Raw genomic sequence first — 16,003 nt, forward strand, 5'->3', positions numbered from 1 at the left:
GTCAGTCGCCCGGGGCGGTGAAGTAGCGGCGCGGATTGTCGACCAGCATGGTGCTGAGCTGCTGCTCGGTGACGCCGGCCTGGCGGAGTGCGGGCAGGACGGTGTCGTGAAGGTGGGTGTGGTGCCAGTCCGGCGCGATCTGTTCGCGCACGCCCGGCGGGAACCAGTCGATGTGGCACGACGCGTCGTGCGACAGCACCATCCGGTCCGCCAGACCTTCCCGTGCAAGCGCGGCGACCGTCGCAACCCGCTGGTCGCCCGGCAGCAGGATGTCGAGGCCGAAGCGGTCCATGCCGATGTACGAGCCGTTGTCGATCAGCTGGTGCAGGTAGCCCAGGTCGTCGGTGTCGCCGCTGTGGCCGATGACGACGGCGCCGAGGCCCACGCCCTCGGTCCGCAGGATTTCCTGGGCGACCAGGCCGGTGCGGGCGGTCGCGTTGGTGTGCACGGTGATCGGCGCGCCGGTGCGCAGGTGTGCCTGCGCCACCGCCCGCATCACCCGCTCCACGCCCGGGGTGAGCTCCTCCTCGATCGCGCACTTCAGGAAGGCGGCCCTGATCCCCGTCTCGGCGATGCCCTCGGTGAGCTCCCGGACGAACAGCTCGGTCATCCCCTCGGCGCCACCCAGTAGCGTTCCCGGGCCGTGGAAGCGGAAGAAGTGGGGGATGTCGCCCAGTGTGTAGATGCCCGTTGCGGCGATGATGTTGATGTCGACCTGCTCGTTCACGGCCGCGACCCGGGTGACGTCACGCCCCAGCCCGATCACGGTGGGGTCCACGAGCGTGGTGACGCCCGTGGCCGCCAGGGCCTTCAGCCGGTCGACCGCCTTGCTGACGCGCTCCTCCTCGTCCCAGGTCTCCGGGAGGCTCTGCCGGAACTCCTCACTCAGGACGAAGACATGCTCGTGCATCAGGACGGTCCCGAGGTCGCTGGCGGCCACAGGGCCGCGGACGGTGTGCACTTGGGCGGGCGGAGTCATGGAAGTCAGTCCTTCGGGCTCATGCTGTCGCACGATCGGCATCGGCTGGACGTGTGCGAGACGGGGTCGCGGTCGTGGTGGGTCCTGCCGGCCGCAGGACTGGTCCGCACCGCTGACCCGGGCACAGCCCGCCCGTCGGCACACCGTCCACTCTGGGGCATCCCGCCGGAGAGGTCTTTCGCGGCGGCGCACACTTCTTTCCCGTGGACGCACAGTCCGGACGGCCCGGCCGTAACGGCCCGGGCTGGGGCGGCGGCTCCTCGGTGCGGCGGCCCGGACCTCTTGGAGCGCCGCGACGATGGGTCCCGAACGGTCAGGAACGGCGGGACGCCGTCTCGTGGACCGGAGTCGTGCCGACGTTGATGAGAGTGGGGCGTTCGCGGTCCTCGACTCCCGCACGCAGCAGTTCGGCGACGTCGTCGGAGTCGTGGGCGTCGTGGGCGTCGTGGGCGTCGATGCCGTAGCTCGCGGCCGTGGCGGTGATGTCCAGGCCTGGCAGGTCGAGACCCGGGACGCCCGCGGTGTTCTCGATGTCGCCGAACTGCTTGAGGATGCCGTACTCCTGGTTGGAAGCGACGACAATCGTCAGGGGGATCCGGTACCGGGACGCGGTCCACAGGGCGGTGATCGCGTAGTGCATCGATCCGTCGCCCATCAGGGCGATCACCGGACGGTCCGGGGAGGCGAGTTGGGCGCCGACGGCTGCGGGCAGTCCGAAGCCCAGCCCTCCGCCGACGGCGGAGATGTGGGAGAGAGGTGCGCTCGGTCGTACAAAGTTCGCAATGGGGGCCTCGTTCGAACCGGCCTCGGTAACGAAGAGCGCATCCGCCGGGGCGGCGTGGCCGACGGCTGTCCAGAGCTGCGACGGCTGCATCGGAGCCGCGACCCGGTCAGCGGACGGCACGTCGGGGCGCCGGTTGGGTGCGCCGCGGGGTGTGTCGACGACTTCGTCGAGGAGGGCTTCCACCGCTGCGCGGAGGTCGGCCACGTAGGCGTCCCCCACGGGTGCGCGGGCGGCCTCGTCGGGATCGCTGGTGATGTGGACGAGGGTCGCGCCCTCGGGGAGGTAGGGGCCCGGGATGTGCGGGTAGTAGCGGAAGACTGGTCCGCCGAGTACGACGATGAGGTCGTGGCCCTTCAGCGCGGTCGAGATCCAGCCCGAACCGGGTGGGAGAAGGCCCTGGTAGAGCGGGTGGGCCTCCGGGAAGCCGGAAAGACCCGGTAGTGGTGCAGTCCAGACCGGTGCCTTGCTCCGCTCCGCCAGTTTCACGACGGCTTCCCGTGCTCCGGCGTGCTCCACGTCGCAGCCCACGACGAATACCGGAGAGCTCGCGGAGGAGATCCGATCGCCGATCTCCTTCGCCAGCCGTCCGGGGAACCCTCCGGCATAGGTCACCGAGCGGTCCCGGATCACCTCGGCCTCGGCTGCCTCGGAAGCGGTCAGTTCATGGGCCATCTCGTCCATCGGCAGTGAGACGAAGACCGGTCCGATCGGTGGCGCCAGCGCGATGTGAATGGCGTGTGCCAGGACCGCGGGGACCTCGCTCGCGGTGGCCGGCTCAGCCGACCACTTGACGAAAGGACGCGGAAGCAGCACCGCGTCTTCATTGGTCAGGAGTGCTTTCTGGTTCTGCATGACACGGCGCTGGTTTCCTGCGGTCACGATCAGCGGAGTCTTGTTCAGATGCGCGTTGTACAGGGCGCCCATCGCATTGCCGAGGCCGGGTGCGGTGTGCACGTTGACGAATGCGGGGCGTCGCGTGACCTGGGCGAATCCGTCGGCCATGCCGACCGGCACCATTTCCTGCAATCCCAGTACGTAGCGAAAGTCGCTCGGAAAGTCTTCCAGCAGCGTCAGCTCGGACGAGCCGGGGTTACCGAACCACGTCGTCAGCCCGTGCTGCCTGAGCAGGTCGATGATGGCTTGACGGACAGATGCCATCGCGTGTCCCTTCGTCGCACGCACTGCGTGCTGGTTCACGGGGCCGACCGGACATACGCACGTGGTGAACCGGCCCCCGGGCTGAACCCGGACAGGACAGCCGACGTGACGCCGACCGTTGATCGCGAATTTATCAGTATGAGATGAAGGTGCCAGGTATGCCGCTCTCGCGCGTTGACGCCAATTCCCTGCCGCCCGAGATGACGCGGTCAGCGAATCAGCCACCGGGCGCGCGCCGGACGGCCCGGTTTAAAATGACTTTCATGGCCTGTTCACGACCCGCCACAGACAAGACCGTCCGCGTGGCCGGCTGAGCCGTTCGGCAAGAAAGCCGTATGCGCCGACGGCCGGTGCGGTGGCGGAGAGGCTGCCAACGTGAAGAAGCTGCTCAGCCCGGGCGTTCCCGCCATCGGCCGTCCGCCGGGCCTCCCGCAGGCCGATGCGATCGACTCCGCTCACGTGGGCGGAACGCCTCACGAACTCAGGAGCGACCTCGTCGCGCTGCTCGGTGAGGACCAAGTGCTGCACCGGATCTCGGACCTCGTCCGGTACGCGTCCGACGCCAGCCCCTACCGCTACCTGCCCCAGGTCGTCGTCCTGCCCCGCGACGTCCGCGACGTCCAGAAGCTGCTCGGCTACTGCCGCCGCAACGGGCGGCACGCCACCTTCCGTGCCGCCGGGACCAGCCTCAACGGGCAGGCGCAGTCCGACGACATCCTCATCGACGTGCGCAGGGACTGGAGCGGAATGGCCGTCGAGGACGAGGGTGCGCGCTTGCGGGCGCGGCCGGGTACGATCCTCGGCCACGCCGCGGCGCTGCTGCGCCGGCACGGTCGGCGCCTCGGACCGGATCCGGCCTCCTCGGACGTCGCCACGATCGGCGGAGTCCTCGCCAACAACGCGGGCGGAATGCGCTGCACCCTGGAGCGCAACGCTTACCACACCGTGGCGTCCATGACCTTTGTGCTGCCGTCCGGCACGGTCGTCGACACCGCCGCGCCGGACGCCGAGGAGCGGTTCGCCGCGGCCGAACCCGAGCTGGCGGCCGGTCTCGCCGCATTGCGGGAGCAACTGCTCGGCGACAGCCGCCTCACCGCGCGTGTGCGCCACAAGTTCTCCATCCGCAACACCACCGGGTACACCCTCGCGGCGCTGCTCGACGCCGACACCCCGCTCGAGATCTTCCGGCGCCTCCTCATCGGCTCCGAGGGCACCCTCGCGTTCATCGCCGAAGCCGTGATCGACACCCTGCCGGCCCCGACGGCGACCACGGTCAGCTGGATCGCCCTCCCGTCGGTCGGCGAAGCGGTCGCCCTCGTGCCCGGCCTGGTCGACCTCGGAGCCGAGGCGGTCGAACTCATGGTCGCACCCGCTCTCACCGCGGCCGCACAGGCGTTCCCGAAGACCCCGGCGTACTGGAAGACCCTCGATCCGGGTGCGGCGGCGCTTCTCGTCGAGTTCGCCGCCGCCGACCCGGCGGATCTCGACCGGGCCGAGGCCCACGTCGCGGAGCTGGTCGCGGACGCGCCCCTGCTGCACCCGCTGGACTTCACCCGTGACCAGGAGCTCATCGAACTGGACTGGCGCATCCGCGAGGGCCTGCTCGGCATCGTCGGCCAACTGCGTCCGCCAGGTACCGCCGTGGTCAACGAGGACGTCTGCTTCCCGCCCGCGCGGATCGCCGAAGGCGCGGGCGACCTGCACGCACTCCTGGCCGAGCACGGCTTCCTGCCCGGCGTCGCGGGCCACGCCGCGTACGGCAACCTGCACTTCACCCTGACGCCCAAGCTGGCCGACCCCGCGGACCGTGACAGGTATGCCGCGTTCATGTCCGACCTGGTGGCGCTGGTCGTCGACAAGTACGACGGGTCGCTCAAGGCGGAACACGGCACCGGGATCAACATGGCGCCGTTCGTCCGTCACGAATGGGGCGAGAAGGCCACCGGGATGATGTGGCGCATCAAGGAACTCGCCGATCCGTACGGCGTCCTCGCCCCCGACGTCGTCCTCACCCGCGACGACACCATCCATCTCAAGTCCTTCAAGTCGACCCCTGACATCGAGGACGTCGCGACCCACTGCATCGAGTGCGGGTACTGCGAGGCCGTCTGCCCCAGCCGGAACGTCACGACGACGCCCCGCCAGCGCATCGTGCTGCGCAGGGAGATGGCCCGGCAGGCGGAAGGGTCCCCGCTGCTGGCCCAGTTGCAGGCGGAGTACGAGTACGACGCCATCGAGACCTGCGCTGTCGACGGCACCTGCGCGCTCCCGTGCCCCGTCCACATCAACACCGGCGCGCTGATCAAGGAATTCCGGCGGGACGAATCGACTGAGCAGCGCGAGAAGGTCGCGCTGAAGATCGCCCAGCGATGGGCGACCGTGGAGGAGTTCGCCCGTACCGCCATGGGCGCCGCCGACATCGTGCAGCGAACCGTCGGTTCGAAGGCCCTCACGGGCCTCACGGCCGGCGCGCGGCTCGCCATCAGCAACGACCTCATGCCGGCCGTCCCGGGACCGATGCCGCGCGCCGCGGTGGGCAAGCCACCGCCGACATCCCGCCATGGAGCGGCGGCCGTGTACTTCCCGGCCTGCGTCAACCGCATCTTCGGCCGCGACCCCGGAATGCCGCGGCACCCGTCCCTGCAGCACGCACTGGTCGAGGTCTCGGCACGAGCCGGCAAACCGCTGTGGATCCCCGACGACGTGGCCGGCAAGTGCTGCTCGACCCCATGGAGCAGCAAGGGCTACAGCCGCGGACACGCATGGATGGCCGCGACCACCTGCGACGCCCTGTGGTCCTGGAGCGGACACGGCACGCTTCCCGTGGTCATCGACGCCGCCTCGTGCACCAACGGCCTGCTCGACGACGTCAAGAACTACCTCGACGACGAACACCGCGCCCGGCTCGAGCGCATCACCCTTCTCGATGCGATCACCTGGTGCTCCGACCTGCTCCCGCATTTGACCGTCACCGGGCAGGTGGACCGGGTGGCCGTGCACCCCACCTGCTCGACGGCGCACCTGGGCCTGAGCAAGACCCTGGAAGCCATCGCCGGACAACTCGCCGCCGAAGTCCTCGTCCCGGTCGGCACCACCTGCTGCGGCACGGCCGGCGACAGAGGACTCCTCCACCCCGAACTCGTCCGATCCGCGACACGGGACGAGAAGGCCGCCCTGGACCGGACCCCCGCCGACGCCTACCTGTCGGCGAACCGCACGTGCGAGATGGGACTGCGGCACGCCACCGGCCGCCCGTACGAATCCTTCGTCTTCCTCCTGGAACAAATGACCCGCCCCCCAGCCGATGCGCCGAGCGATGGATCCCCTGCGCATGGCCAGCGAGGCGGTGCCGGGCCGGACGACTGATCTTCGGACCCGCCCGCCATCGTGGCCTTTGTCAGGTGCCCGGCGGTGCAGGTCGCGCCAGGTGCCCCTGACCGCAGGTACCGCCCTTCGGCCCGCGCGGCCGGCAGGTCAAGGCGGGCCCCTTGAGCGCGGCGAACCTGGAGCTGCTGCGCCGGGAGATCCAGCAGGTAGCCTGCGGCCGACCGACCTCTGGCCGACACCCCCGGCCGCCTCGAACCCGACGGACGGAGTCGGTACGGATCCGACCGCATGATCAGGTGAGGCCCCTCCAACGCTCTGGAGAGTCCTCATCGATATCCAGAACCACCGGTACACGCCCCGGTCACGGCCTCGAATTCCTGTAGCCGAAAAACGCGGGTGGGCGGTCGGGACCGTCTTCGCCTGCGACTATCTCGCTGATGAGCATCTTCACCGCGAGATCAACAGCGGACTGCAGGTCGTCGAGAAGTGGAACTCCGCCAACGACAAGATCTTCTGCGGCCGCGAGAGCATCCTCACCGAGGCAGACACGCGAGCACACCGAGGTCTCCATGCTCACACCCCATCTCCTGCAATCCAGCATGGTCCTGATCAACACCCAGCTTCTCCTGGCAGCCCTCCACGACCCGCAGTGGGCTGGGAAGCTCACCACCGCAGACGGGCGCGGGCTGTCCCCGCTGTTCTGGTCCCACGCCGACCCGAACGGGAGATGTCACCTCGATATGGACAGCAGGCTCGACATCACCAGAGCGGTAGGTCTACCTCGCATACCTGGGTTCCGCTCACTGTCAGTCGCCGTGATGCGGCGGTGGGCTCTCTCCTATCAGTAATCCGTCAACCGTTTGCTCAGTCGGGAAGTTCGGTGATGCCGAGGGCGAAGTTCAAGCTCCCCACCCCGTGGTTGGCGAGGCCCACCGTGACCACGCCCGCTCCTTCCAGCCAGTGCGCCATTTTCAGGCCGCCGGCGTCCAGCGGACGCATGTCGAGGCTCTTGATGAACACCTCCACACTTGCCTTGGCCTGCGCATTGTCGCCGGCGATGAAGACGTCGGGCCGACCCTTCTCCAGGACATGGCGGAAGACGGTGTTGAACGCCTTCACCACGCTGGCACTGGCCGGGGCCGCTTTGGCGACTTCCTGCGCGTTCGAGGTCTCCTCGCGGTGGGCCAGCCCGTCGAACGTGGAATTGAAGGGGTTGCTGATGTCGACGATGACCTTGCCCGCGAGAGCGTCTCCGTACTGGGCGACGGCCGGCACGACGCCGTTGTACAGCAGGGCCACGATGACGATGTCCCCGGCCGGGGCGGTGCCCCATTCTCCCGTCGTGGTGCCGCCGCCGAGAGCCTTGGCCAGGTCAGCGGCCTTGGACTGATTGCGGCCCATGACCTCGACGGTGTTGCCGCCCGCTATCGCCCGCGCGCCGATGGTGCGGGCCATGTTCCCGGTGCCGATGATGCTGATGCTGCTCATGAGATGTCCTGCCCTGGTGGTGTGTTGTTCGGTTCAGATGGCGGTGGTGCCGCCGTCGGCGACGAGTTCCATGCCGTTGACGTAGCTGGAGTCGTCGGAGGCGAGGAAGAGGGCGGCGGTGGCGATCTCGTCGGGTCGGCCCATCTGGCCGCGGGGGATGAGGGACTCGAACTGGCGCTTGGTGGCCTCGTCGAAGAGCTCTTCCTGCTTGGCGGTGGCGACCTGGCCGGGGGTCAGGACATTGACGCGGATCCGGCGGTCCTTGAGCTCGTTGAGCCAGACGCGGGCCCAGGCCTGCTGGACGGCCTTGCTGCCGGCGTAGACGCTCCAGCCGGGGAAGGCGCCGAGGGAGGCGTTGGAGCCGGTCATGAGGATGGAGCCGCCGTCGTTGAAGAGCGGAAGGGCCTTTTGGACGGTGAACAGGGTGCCGCGGGCATTGAGCCCGAACCAGGTGTCGAACTGGGCCTCGGTAATCTCGCCGAGCAGGGCGGGCTCGCCGCCACCGGCGCTGGCCCACAGCACGTCGAGGCTGCCCTTCTCCCGCTTGACGGTGTCGTACAGGCGGTCCAGGTCGTCCAGGTTGGCGGCGTCGCCCTGGACGCCGGTGACGTTGCGGCCGATCTGCTTCACGGCCTCGTCCAGGGCGTCCTGGCGGCGGCCGGTGATGAAGACGTGCGCTCCCTCGTCGACGAACAGCTTCGCGCCGGCCAGCGCCATGCCGGTGGTGCCGCCGGTGATGACCGCGACCTTGCCGTCGAGCTTTCCCATAGTCGGTCCCCTTGGGTCGGTGATGCGTGCGCACCTGGGATGACGATGTTATGTACACCGCCTTGTGTGCTTACCGTACGGGGCGGGTGGTCGGGACGCAAACTATGTACACCGGCCGTTACCCATTTCGGGTACCATGGGCTTATGACGGAGTTGGAGAAGGGCCCCACGGGCCGCCGCCGCGGCCGGGGCGCCCGCGAGCGCATTCTCAGCGCGTCCCAGCAGCTGTTCCGCGAGCAGGGCATCAACCGCACCGGCATGGACCAGCTTTGTGCGGTGGCTGAGGTGTCCAAGCGCACGGCCTACCAGCACTTCACTGGCAAGGACGAACTCGTCGCCGAGTACCTGCGCCGGTTCGACCCCGCCGTTCTGTCCGGCGTGTTCGACCGCACTGACCTCACGCCCCGCGAGCGACTCCTCGCCGCCTTCGACATCCCCCCCACCACCCCCCTGTGCCCCTACATCGGTGCCGCCGTCGAACTGAACGACCCCCAGCACCCCGCGTCCCAGTACGCATGCGACTACAAGAAGGCCGTCGCCGCGCGGCTCGCTGAGACCGCCCGCGAAGCCGGCGCCGCCGACCCTGAGCAGCTCGGCGAGCAGCTCGCGCTGCTCATCGACGGCGCCGCGGCCCGCACCCGAGTCCTCAACGCCGACGCCTTCCCCACCGCCGCCGCCATCGCCGCCGTCCTCATCGACAACGCCATCCCCGCCACGTCCAGCGATGGCCGGCGACGGGAGGAAGTGGCGAGTTAACGTGGCACTCCCTCGGCCGGGCTGAACGCGCTGCCGGTGCGTCTGTGGACTGGCCCCAACCTGTAGGACCGTACGCGAGGGTGCGGGCACTCCAAGTACCCCGTGGCTCCGAGGCGAGATATTTAACGTCGAGCACCAGGGCCTGCCTGCAGCTACGTCGGGCGCCGATCCGCGACCCCAGCGGGAGACTGCGGATCCAAATGAACCAACATTGCCCGGCCCTCAGCCTGTTGATACAGCGCCTCACCTCATCGAGTTGCGCTGCTTCGTAACCTCAGACGCAGGCCGAAGCACCCGGCGGGGCATCTCGCGAGCGCCATAGGAGGTCTCAACTGCTGCTCGAAATTTCATCTGTTCGACGGATTCCCAGGTCACAGCAGCAGACAGGACAGAGCTGGGCAAGCAAGGTTGCCAAGCTGCCAGGTCAGCCCCGTTCAAGATCGGCGCAGTTCGTCGCAGTCAATCAACGGATGACAAGGTCAGAGCTCCACCCTGCCGAGTAATCCCCTACGAAAAACTGAGACCCCACAGTCGCCGTCGACGTATAGCGTCAGCGGGTCGAGGTCCGGGCACAGCTCCGGGGCAGTGGTGCGCAGCAGGCGCAGGGTGTGGCCGAGCTCGCGCGTGAACCTCTTCGCGTCCGCGACAAGCTGGAAATACACCAGGACCCGCTTGAGCTGGTGCTCGGCCATGGTCTTGAGCACGGCCAGGTGCAGGGCCGTGGTGCGCAACGCATGCCCGGCCCCGAGGGTGAGGCCGGGGGCGGTCGGCGTGGCGGGCAGGTTCAGGCGGGTGCGCAGCCCGGCAACCGGTCCGGCTTCTTCTCCGGCGCCCAGCAGGTGCCGTGGCAGGGCCGGATCGATAACGGGCCGAACTGATCGAACGCGAAGCACCGGTCCGGGAAGCGGCTGGTCACGTGCTCGATGCGGTCGAGTTTGGTGTCCTTTTCCGGGTCCTTGGACTCCTTCCAGGTGCGGGTGCGCTGGAAGGAGATCCCGTGCTCGCGCAGGATCTGCCGCAGCCGTTCGCGGCCTATGCGCACCCGACGGTCCCCGTTGCGGGTCAGGTAGTCGGTGAGCTTGCGAAGGCTCCAGTGCGTGAACGGGCGCCCCAGCTTCATAGGGCGGGTTGTGGCCGTCGCGATGATGAACTCACGGTCGTCATCGCTGATCAGGCGGGGACGGCCTCCCGCCCACCGAGGGTCCAGCGCGGCCAGACCTTTCTCGTTGAAGGCGTGGATCACGTCCCGGACGGTGTCCTCGTGCGCCGCGACCAGCCTGGCGATCGCCGTCGCGGTGGTAGCCGAAGCCGACGCCATGATGATCAATGCCCGGCGGACCCGCACCGACTCGTGACGGCCCCGCCGGACGATCTGCTGCAGCCTCTGCCCTTCCTCATCGCTCAATCGCCGTGCCCTGACCGGCTCTGCCATCTTCGCCCTCACCCTCAACACCGACCACGTCGACAACGAGGATGACCCCTACCAACCCAGCACCGCGAGCACCGACCGGCGAGTCACCAACACCCGGCAACGTTCGTGGCCAACGCACTAGCCGGCCAGACCGGGCACAGCACGTGCGATGCGCCCTCGGCGATCATCGGTGCATGTTGATTCCGAACTGGTGGAGCAGACCGGTGGAGAGTTCGTGCGCACACTCCCTCAACGCCGCGTCATCGGCATGTGGAGCCAGTTCGGTGGAGGCGGGTATCAGTCGCCGGGGGTGACGTGTGTCCGGGTACAACGCATAGCCCGCTGAGTTCCCGCCAAAGGGCAGCAGGCGGGAATCCACGGTCCTGGTGGTCACGGTCGCCGTGATGTCAAGAGGGCTGTCCGGCGCGCTGTGACGACGGAAGGCGTCGGCCAATGCGACGGCTTCCCATACCACTACCTGCAGAACCTGGGTGTTGACGGCGATGCCGCCGCCGTGGCCCAGACCGTGGGCCAGGTCAACAGCAACAGCGACGGTTCCATCATGGTGTAGTTCGACGATCACGCCGCGGCTCCTGCCCCGTCGTTCGGCGACGACGAAGGTGGACTCGACCCATCGGCGCAGTCCAACCCGCATGTCGTTGCTCAAGACATCTGACAGCACCGCCGGACCGTCGAAGGCCCCCTTGATCCGGGCAGAGCCGTCTTCACGGCCTGTGACGCCGCGCCTCAGGACTTGGGGCTCGACGCGGAATAGTCGTCTCGCCGCCAGAACGGGCACCCTGTCAGAACCCGCCGGCTGCACCTGTGGCGAGATGCAGACCCCGAAATCTCCAACCACCCCAACCACATCGCGCTCGCCCGCAGGCTCCATGACTTACCTGCGGTGGCGCAACGCCAACGCCTGAGGTCCCAGAAGAACCATCGAGTGGGAGGGGCAGTACAGCTGGCCAGTCGAAGCGTTTGACGGTGGGCCGAGAGGAGGCGCAGAACGGCGTAGGAATGGAGGCACCATCTGCACACACTGGTTGACCGACACTAGCTACAGGCTTACAGTAGTGTCGCGCCCTATGAGGAGGAGTGACTCGATGGCTCATACGCGCACTGACGTTGAATTCCGGGCGCAGGGGGATGTGACCCTGCGTGGTTGGCTGTATCAACCCGAGGGGGTTGATTCGGTTCCGAACTCGCCCCCCTAGACGAACACACCTAAGCCATTGCTCGCCCTAGTAGCCTCTTCCGAACATGCGGCTCAGTGCGAACGGCTGTCGAAGTACGGAATTCTGTTGGCTTTAGGATCAACCTAAGTTGAGGGAGGTCTCGCATGGTGCAGTGGATCGCTACAGAGCGAATTCCCGGACTGGTTCCGGCTCCAGGAGGATTGGCCTTTGTCCAGGACCTCTTGAACTCTTCCTCTGACGGCCTGGTAGGTCCCAGACACACTCACGATGATCTTCTGTCTGACATCGCATCTGCGCGGAACTGGCTGACGTCGGCGGGAAGGGCCCTGAGCGAGTCCTCCGGACTCGATTTCTCGCTGCCATCGTTGCCCGAGGAAGACCTCCCGGCTCTCAGGGAACTGCGAAGCGAGCTCCGACTACTCGTTTCCGGGCAAGCAGACGCAGACGCTGATCAATCCGCCCCTCCGTCCCGACTTCGCTCGGCCGCAGTGACAGTAGCGACGGCCTCGGGCCCTTCGTTTGTCGCCCTGCCGAACGGATACGGCTGGCACTGGGTAGCTTCTGCGGTTCTTGCGGAATCCTTCAATGCACAGAAGGAGGGTACGTGGCGACGCCTAAAAGCGTGCCGAAATCCCGCATGTGTAGCCGTGTTCTATGACCGGACACGGAACAACATTGGGGTCTGGCACAGCCTCCGGTCATGTGGAAACCCGGCCAACCTACGCGCCTCGCGGGCCCGCAAGCGGGCGTCCGCGGAAGATCATGCCATCTGAACTTCTAGGGTTCTGAGCAGGTCGAATCGCATATTTGACATCCGCAGCATCAGCCTCCAAGGCGTGTACACGCCCGGCCCACGGCATCACGTCAACCATATGGCTCGCCGGTCACGCCCTTGACGCCGGCGCAGCGGCATGAAAGTCCACCGTACATATCGCATGTCGACTGCGCGTCCTCATCGCCGTTCACCCACCCTGACTCAATGGCCCAAGGGCGATTTTAAGCACCTTTACCTCGGCGCCAGGATCATTGGCGATCCAGATGCGAACCAGGTCCAAGTCTATTCCGCCTGTGCACCGCTCTTTTATCCATCGTGCGTCTGATCAATCACACCCGCTTCCGACTTTGCTATTCCGCTCCTGGGTGTAACTTGGCTATAGTTGCCATTAGTCAGGTTGGCGACTACGGCGCCCAGTCCTTCATACCTACTCCCTGGAGTAGTCCGAGCTCAGTGACCTGTCGATATTGTCTACCTGCACGGATGAATACGGAGGCCGCTGATTCATCTGGCTGGCTCGTCGACTGCGCCGCGTCGTCCGTTGCCTCGATTCCGACAGCGTTATTTGCTCGCATAGCGGTTGCGCCGTAGGCAGTCATCCCCAAAACCATCGATCACTCATTAAGAGGTAGCCATGTCTACAAACAGCGCTCTCGCGTACGAGGTTTTCACCGCCGACCCGATCCCGCTGAACGTTCCTGAACTCGTCCCCAACGGCGACCGGCGGATGTTCTCGCCCCTGTCCATCACGCTCATCCACGGCGAGCGCGACGCCGTACTGGTCGACCCGCCCATGACCACCGTTCAGGGCGAGGCGGTCGCTCAGTGGGTTGAGGCCAGCGGCAAGAATCTGACCCATATCTTCGTGACCCACGGTCACGGTGACCACTGGTTCGCCGCCAACCTCCTGGCCGAGCGGTTCGGCGCCCAGGTCGTTGCGACGGAGGGCACGATCAAGCAGATGCACCACAACGTGGCGATCCGTCCGGGCTTCTGGGACAAGCTCCTCCCCGGCCAGATCCCCGACACTCCCGTCACGGCTGTCACTGTGCCCAACAACCGCTTCACGCTCGAAGACCATGAGATGGTGATCGTCGAGGTCGGCCACACTGACACCGACGACACCTCCGTCCTGCATATCCCCGACCTGGATCTCGTGGTCGCCGGCGACGTGATCTACAACGGCGTGCACCAGTTCCTGGTGGAAGCCAAGAACGGCGGCCTGGATGCATGGCGTCGCGCCATCGACACCGTCGAAGCGCTCCAGCCCCGCTGGATTGTCACCGGTCACAAGAACAAGGCACTCGACGACGACGCGACGCGCGCCATCAACGAGACCCGGCAGTACCTCAACGCCGCTGATGAGCTGCTCCCCCATTACGACAGCGCTCTCAGCTTCTTCAACGCCATGCTGGAGTTGTTCCCCGAGCGCCTTAACCCCGGTGCCCTGTGGAACGGGGCGGCTGCACTGTACTCCTGAGCTCCTGCTCGCAGACAGCGGCCGCAGGAGTGCCATGACGTCCCGGCTTTGAGGTTGTCTCATTCGGCCAAGTCAGCCAGCTGGTTGCGTGTTGGCGGTCGAACGTCTGGTGCCTGACGGGCCGCGTGCTCCAGCGGGTGGCGCCGGAACGGAGACCGCGAGGCGGAGAGGTGGTGGCCGCGATCACTTTCGGGGCCGCCACCGGCTGCACGGGCACGCCAAACGAAGACGTCGGGCGTAGCGGTCGGTGCTCGAGCAGGCGTTGGTACTTACCCGTCGTGATCGAAGCCGCGGTCGGCGAACAGTGGCCTCCTCGTCGTCGTCAGCGGCTGGCGCCGGCCACATCAGATGTCGCCGAACGCGAACAGCGGTGACCGCCTCGGGCCTCTTCCCGTTTACGGGCCGGCGTGACCTGGTAGGTCCGCTGATGGCCGCTGTCGTCAATCTCATCGACGCGCCCGCCATGAAGCAGGCGATCCAGGACTTCCACCGTGGTAGCCCGGCGTTCCCGCTCCGCCACGGCAGCCGTGCGTCCTTTCGCCAGCTCGAGCAGGATCTCCCACATACCCGTACGTCCGCGCCGACTCATCAGCCGCACGGTCAGTCCCAGCGCGAGCACCACACCGGAGCCGATCATCGTGGCCGTCTCTCCGCCCATCCCCAACCCTTCGCTGGAGAGCTGTTCCGAGCCGCCCCGAGAGCAATCGTCAGTACCTGTGGATCAGCGGTTGCTCAGCTTCGGGGTGATCGCAGTTGGGTGAGTCCTTCGATCGCCGAGAGTTCGTCGCTGAGGGCCTCGTCGGCGGCCGACGATGTGACGAGCAGGAGTACGGACACGTCAGGGTATTCGTCCGCGTAGAGATCGTCTGCCCCGTCGTCCCCGGGAATGGCGTTCGGCTGGACCTGGAGACGGGTCGTGTCGGCGAGGGTGGCGAGGGTGGCGAGGAAGTAGACGCCGAGGTAGTCGCTCTCGCGTTCGGTGAAGGTCGTGCCGAGTCGGTCAACGAGCAGGCCTGACAACTCCCTGGCCGTGTAGGAGTTCGTGCCGTAGGTGGTGTCGAAGTCGGGCATCTCGGCATTCTCTCAGGCCGCGTGGTTCTCGGCGCGTTCGACTAGCAGGCCGTTCTCGAAGCGGGCTCCGGCTCGGACGAGCGGGACGAGATGGGCTCCGGTGATCGCGCGCCATCGCGCCTGGGCGGACTCGACGAGTTTGAACACCATCGCCAGGGCCGCCGCTGGGCTGCCGGCCCCGCGGGTGACCTTGGTGCGGAGCTTGACCGTGGAGAACGTCGGACTCGATGGGATTTGTGGTCCGGAGGTGGAAGGGGTCCGCTATGGAAGCGCCACCGAGGCGTCCCCTATCGGCACCCCACCACACCAGCGTATGGCGCAACCAAATACCAGGAGTTGCATTCAATGACCGCAGGTCAACGCACCTTGCCAGCAACTTGACGCTCGCTTAGAAATGTCACTCCCCTACTGGAATCTCGATGGCACTTCACACCGGCACTGCCGGACGTCCGGCTGGTCGTGGTGTGCAAACTGCGGGAACACCGACGCGCCGACGGTCAGCCGGTTCCTGGCGGCGCCGGCCCGCGCTCGAATCTACTCGGCCGTGGAACCGCGACGGTCGCCGGCGGGGAGCGTGCGAGACGCAGCGCCCACCTCTCCAGGACCAGCGAGTCCGGTGGACCCGGAGCTCGCCACGTTCAAGCCACACACTGGATCCCGGATGGCCACCTGTGCACCCTTACGGGGCGCCACTCGTGGTCAGTGTCCTAGCTGTATTGCCTTGTGAGGTTGGGGACGCGGCTGGCGGGTGGTTTGCCGTTCAGCGCGGTGTGTCCGCGGTGGTGATTGTAGGTGTGCAGCCAGTGT

At 67.0% G+C, this 16,003-nt stretch carries 13 protein-coding genes and 4 pseudogenes; 6 read left to right on the forward strand and 11 right to left on the reverse strand.

Translation table 11 applies throughout. From position 1 onward, the window contains the following. Nucleotide 1: 1 nt before the first annotated feature. Both ACFYYN_RS38165 and mdlC read right to left on the reverse strand, forming a co-directional pair. Nucleotides 2-979 (reverse strand): phosphotriesterase family protein, encoded by a 978-nt coding sequence (locus tag ACFYYN_RS38165; RefSeq protein ID WP_500549413.1) that lies wholly within the window; start codon nucleotides 977-979, stop codon nucleotides 2-4. A gap of 313 nt (nucleotides 980-1,292) precedes the next feature. Next, nucleotides 1,293-2,960, reverse strand: coding sequence for a benzoylformate decarboxylase (mdlC, locus tag ACFYYN_RS38170; RefSeq protein WP_500549414.1), 1,668 nt, complete (start codon nucleotides 2,958-2,960; stop codon nucleotides 1,293-1,295). Between the two features lie 336 nt (nucleotides 2,961-3,296). Here mdlC and ACFYYN_RS38175 point away from each other — a divergent pair, with 336 nt between their 5' ends. From ACFYYN_RS38175 to ACFYYN_RS38185, 3 genes and pseudogenes are all read left to right on the forward strand, one after another. After that, nucleotides 3,297-6,287, forward strand: coding sequence for an FAD-binding and (Fe-S)-binding domain-containing protein (locus tag ACFYYN_RS38175; protein ID WP_500549415.1), 2,991 nt, complete (start codon nucleotides 3,297-3,299; stop codon nucleotides 6,285-6,287). 334 nt (nucleotides 6,288-6,621) lie between these two features. Continuing rightward, nucleotides 6,622-6,726, forward strand: a pseudogene (locus tag ACFYYN_RS38180) (hypothetical protein); the annotation flags it as partial. Between the two features lie 121 nt (nucleotides 6,727-6,847). Next, nucleotides 6,848-7,096, forward strand: coding sequence for a hypothetical protein (locus tag ACFYYN_RS38185; protein WP_500549416.1), 249 nt, complete (start codon nucleotides 6,848-6,850; stop codon nucleotides 7,094-7,096). Nucleotides 7,097-7,112: 16 nt separating this feature from the next. Here the strand turns inward: ACFYYN_RS38185 and ACFYYN_RS38190 are convergent, their stop codons facing one another. Together ACFYYN_RS38190 and ACFYYN_RS38195 are read right to left on the reverse strand one after the other, a co-directional pair. Continuing rightward, nucleotides 7,113-7,736: an NADPH-dependent F420 reductase gene (locus ACFYYN_RS38190; RefSeq protein ID WP_500549417.1), complete on the reverse strand. Its 624-nt coding sequence runs from the start codon at nucleotides 7,734-7,736 to the stop codon at nucleotides 7,113-7,115. 33 nt (nucleotides 7,737-7,769) lie between these two features. Then, nucleotides 7,770-8,504, reverse strand: coding sequence for an SDR family NAD(P)-dependent oxidoreductase (locus ACFYYN_RS38195; protein WP_500549418.1), 735 nt, complete (start codon nucleotides 8,502-8,504; stop codon nucleotides 7,770-7,772). Between the two features lie 144 nt (nucleotides 8,505-8,648). On the opposite strand from ACFYYN_RS38195, the gene ACFYYN_RS38200 reads away from it, so the two are divergent. Further along, nucleotides 8,649-9,260, forward strand: coding sequence for a TetR/AcrR family transcriptional regulator (locus ACFYYN_RS38200; protein ID WP_500549419.1), 612 nt, complete (start codon nucleotides 8,649-8,651; stop codon nucleotides 9,258-9,260). Between the two features lie 479 nt (nucleotides 9,261-9,739). On the opposite strand, the gene ACFYYN_RS38205 is transcribed toward ACFYYN_RS38200, so the two are convergent. The 3 genes and pseudogenes from ACFYYN_RS38205 to ACFYYN_RS38215 form a co-directional block, all read right to left on the reverse strand. Continuing rightward, entirely contained in the window at nucleotides 9,740-9,952 is a 213-nt protein-coding gene (locus ACFYYN_RS38205) for a hypothetical protein (protein WP_500549420.1), read from the reverse strand. Between the two features lie 110 nt (nucleotides 9,953-10,062). Further along, a pseudogene (locus ACFYYN_RS38210) lies at nucleotides 10,063-10,692 on the reverse strand (helix-turn-helix domain-containing protein); the annotation flags it as partial. A 163-nt stretch (nucleotides 10,693-10,855) separates the two neighbouring features. After that, nucleotides 10,856-11,563, reverse strand: coding sequence for a hypothetical protein (locus ACFYYN_RS38215; protein WP_500549421.1), 708 nt, complete (start codon nucleotides 11,561-11,563; stop codon nucleotides 10,856-10,858). 450 nt (nucleotides 11,564-12,013) lie between these two features. Here ACFYYN_RS38215 and ACFYYN_RS38220 point away from each other — a divergent pair, with 450 nt between their 5' ends. Beyond that, the gene (locus ACFYYN_RS38220; protein ID WP_500549422.1) at nucleotides 12,014-12,643 is read left to right on the forward strand and encodes a CGNR zinc finger domain-containing protein; all 630 of its coding nucleotides are present in this window, start codon (nucleotides 12,014-12,016) and stop codon (nucleotides 12,641-12,643) included. Nucleotides 12,644-13,279: 636 nt separating this feature from the next. Continuing rightward, nucleotides 13,280-14,125, forward strand: coding sequence for an MBL fold metallo-hydrolase (locus ACFYYN_RS38225; RefSeq protein ID WP_500549423.1), 846 nt, complete (start codon nucleotides 13,280-13,282; stop codon nucleotides 14,123-14,125). A 322-nt stretch (nucleotides 14,126-14,447) separates the two neighbouring features. Here the strand turns inward: ACFYYN_RS38225 and ACFYYN_RS38230 are convergent, their stop codons facing one another. The 4 genes and pseudogenes from ACFYYN_RS38230 to ACFYYN_RS38245 all read right to left on the reverse strand — a co-directional run. Then, nucleotides 14,448-14,783, reverse strand: coding sequence for a hypothetical protein (locus ACFYYN_RS38230; protein WP_500549424.1), 336 nt, complete (start codon nucleotides 14,781-14,783; stop codon nucleotides 14,448-14,450). Nucleotides 14,784-14,857: 74 nt separating this feature from the next. Beyond that, complete coding sequence (locus ACFYYN_RS38235; protein WP_500549425.1) at nucleotides 14,858-15,196, reverse strand: hypothetical protein; 339 nt, start codon at nucleotides 15,194-15,196, stop codon at nucleotides 14,858-14,860. 12 nt (nucleotides 15,197-15,208) lie between these two features. Then, a pseudogene (locus ACFYYN_RS38240) lies at nucleotides 15,209-15,446 on the reverse strand (IS256 family transposase); the annotation flags it as partial. Between the two features lie 457 nt (nucleotides 15,447-15,903). Beyond that, nucleotides 15,904-16,003, reverse strand: a pseudogene (locus ACFYYN_RS38245) (IS481 family transposase); the annotation flags it as partial.

The organism is Streptomyces sp. NPDC001902, assembly GCF_042891295.1.
Classification (GTDB): Bacteria; Actinomycetota; Actinomycetes; order Streptomycetales; family Streptomycetaceae; genus Actinacidiphila.

Excerpts from the sequence above, each read along its gene's own strand:
- ACFYYN_RS38165 (WP_500549413.1), bottom strand. The coding sequence starts at position 979 with ATGACTCCGCCCGCCCAAGTGCACACCGTCCGCGGCCCTGTGGCCGCC.
- ACFYYN_RS38185 (WP_500549416.1), top strand. The coding sequence starts at position 6,848 with ATGGTCCTGATCAACACCCAGCTTCTCCTGGCAGCCCTCCACGACCCG.
- ACFYYN_RS38190 (WP_500549417.1), bottom strand. The coding sequence starts at position 7,736 with ATGAGCAGCATCAGCATCATCGGCACCGGGAACATGGCCCGCACCATC.
- ACFYYN_RS38195 (WP_500549418.1), bottom strand. The coding sequence starts at position 8,504 with ATGGGAAAGCTCGACGGCAAGGTCGCGGTCATCACCGGCGGCACCACC.
- ACFYYN_RS38200 (WP_500549419.1), top strand. The coding sequence starts at position 8,649 with ATGACGGAGTTGGAGAAGGGCCCCACGGGCCGCCGCCGCGGCCGGGGC.
- ACFYYN_RS38205 (WP_500549420.1), bottom strand. The coding sequence starts at position 9,952 with ATGGCCGAGCACCAGCTCAAGCGGGTCCTGGTGTATTTCCAGCTTGTC.
- ACFYYN_RS38215 (WP_500549421.1), bottom strand. The coding sequence starts at position 11,563 with ATGGAGCCTGCGGGCGAGCGCGATGTGGTTGGGGTGGTTGGAGATTTC.
- ACFYYN_RS38220 (WP_500549422.1), top strand. The coding sequence starts at position 12,014 with ATGGTGCAGTGGATCGCTACAGAGCGAATTCCCGGACTGGTTCCGGCT.
- ACFYYN_RS38225 (WP_500549423.1), top strand. The coding sequence starts at position 13,280 with ATGTCTACAAACAGCGCTCTCGCGTACGAGGTTTTCACCGCCGACCCG.
- ACFYYN_RS38230 (WP_500549424.1), bottom strand. The coding sequence starts at position 14,783 with ATGGGCGGAGAGACGGCCACGATGATCGGCTCCGGTGTGGTGCTCGCG.
- ACFYYN_RS38235 (WP_500549425.1), bottom strand. The coding sequence starts at position 15,196 with ATGCCCGACTTCGACACCACCTACGGCACGAACTCCTACACGGCCAGG.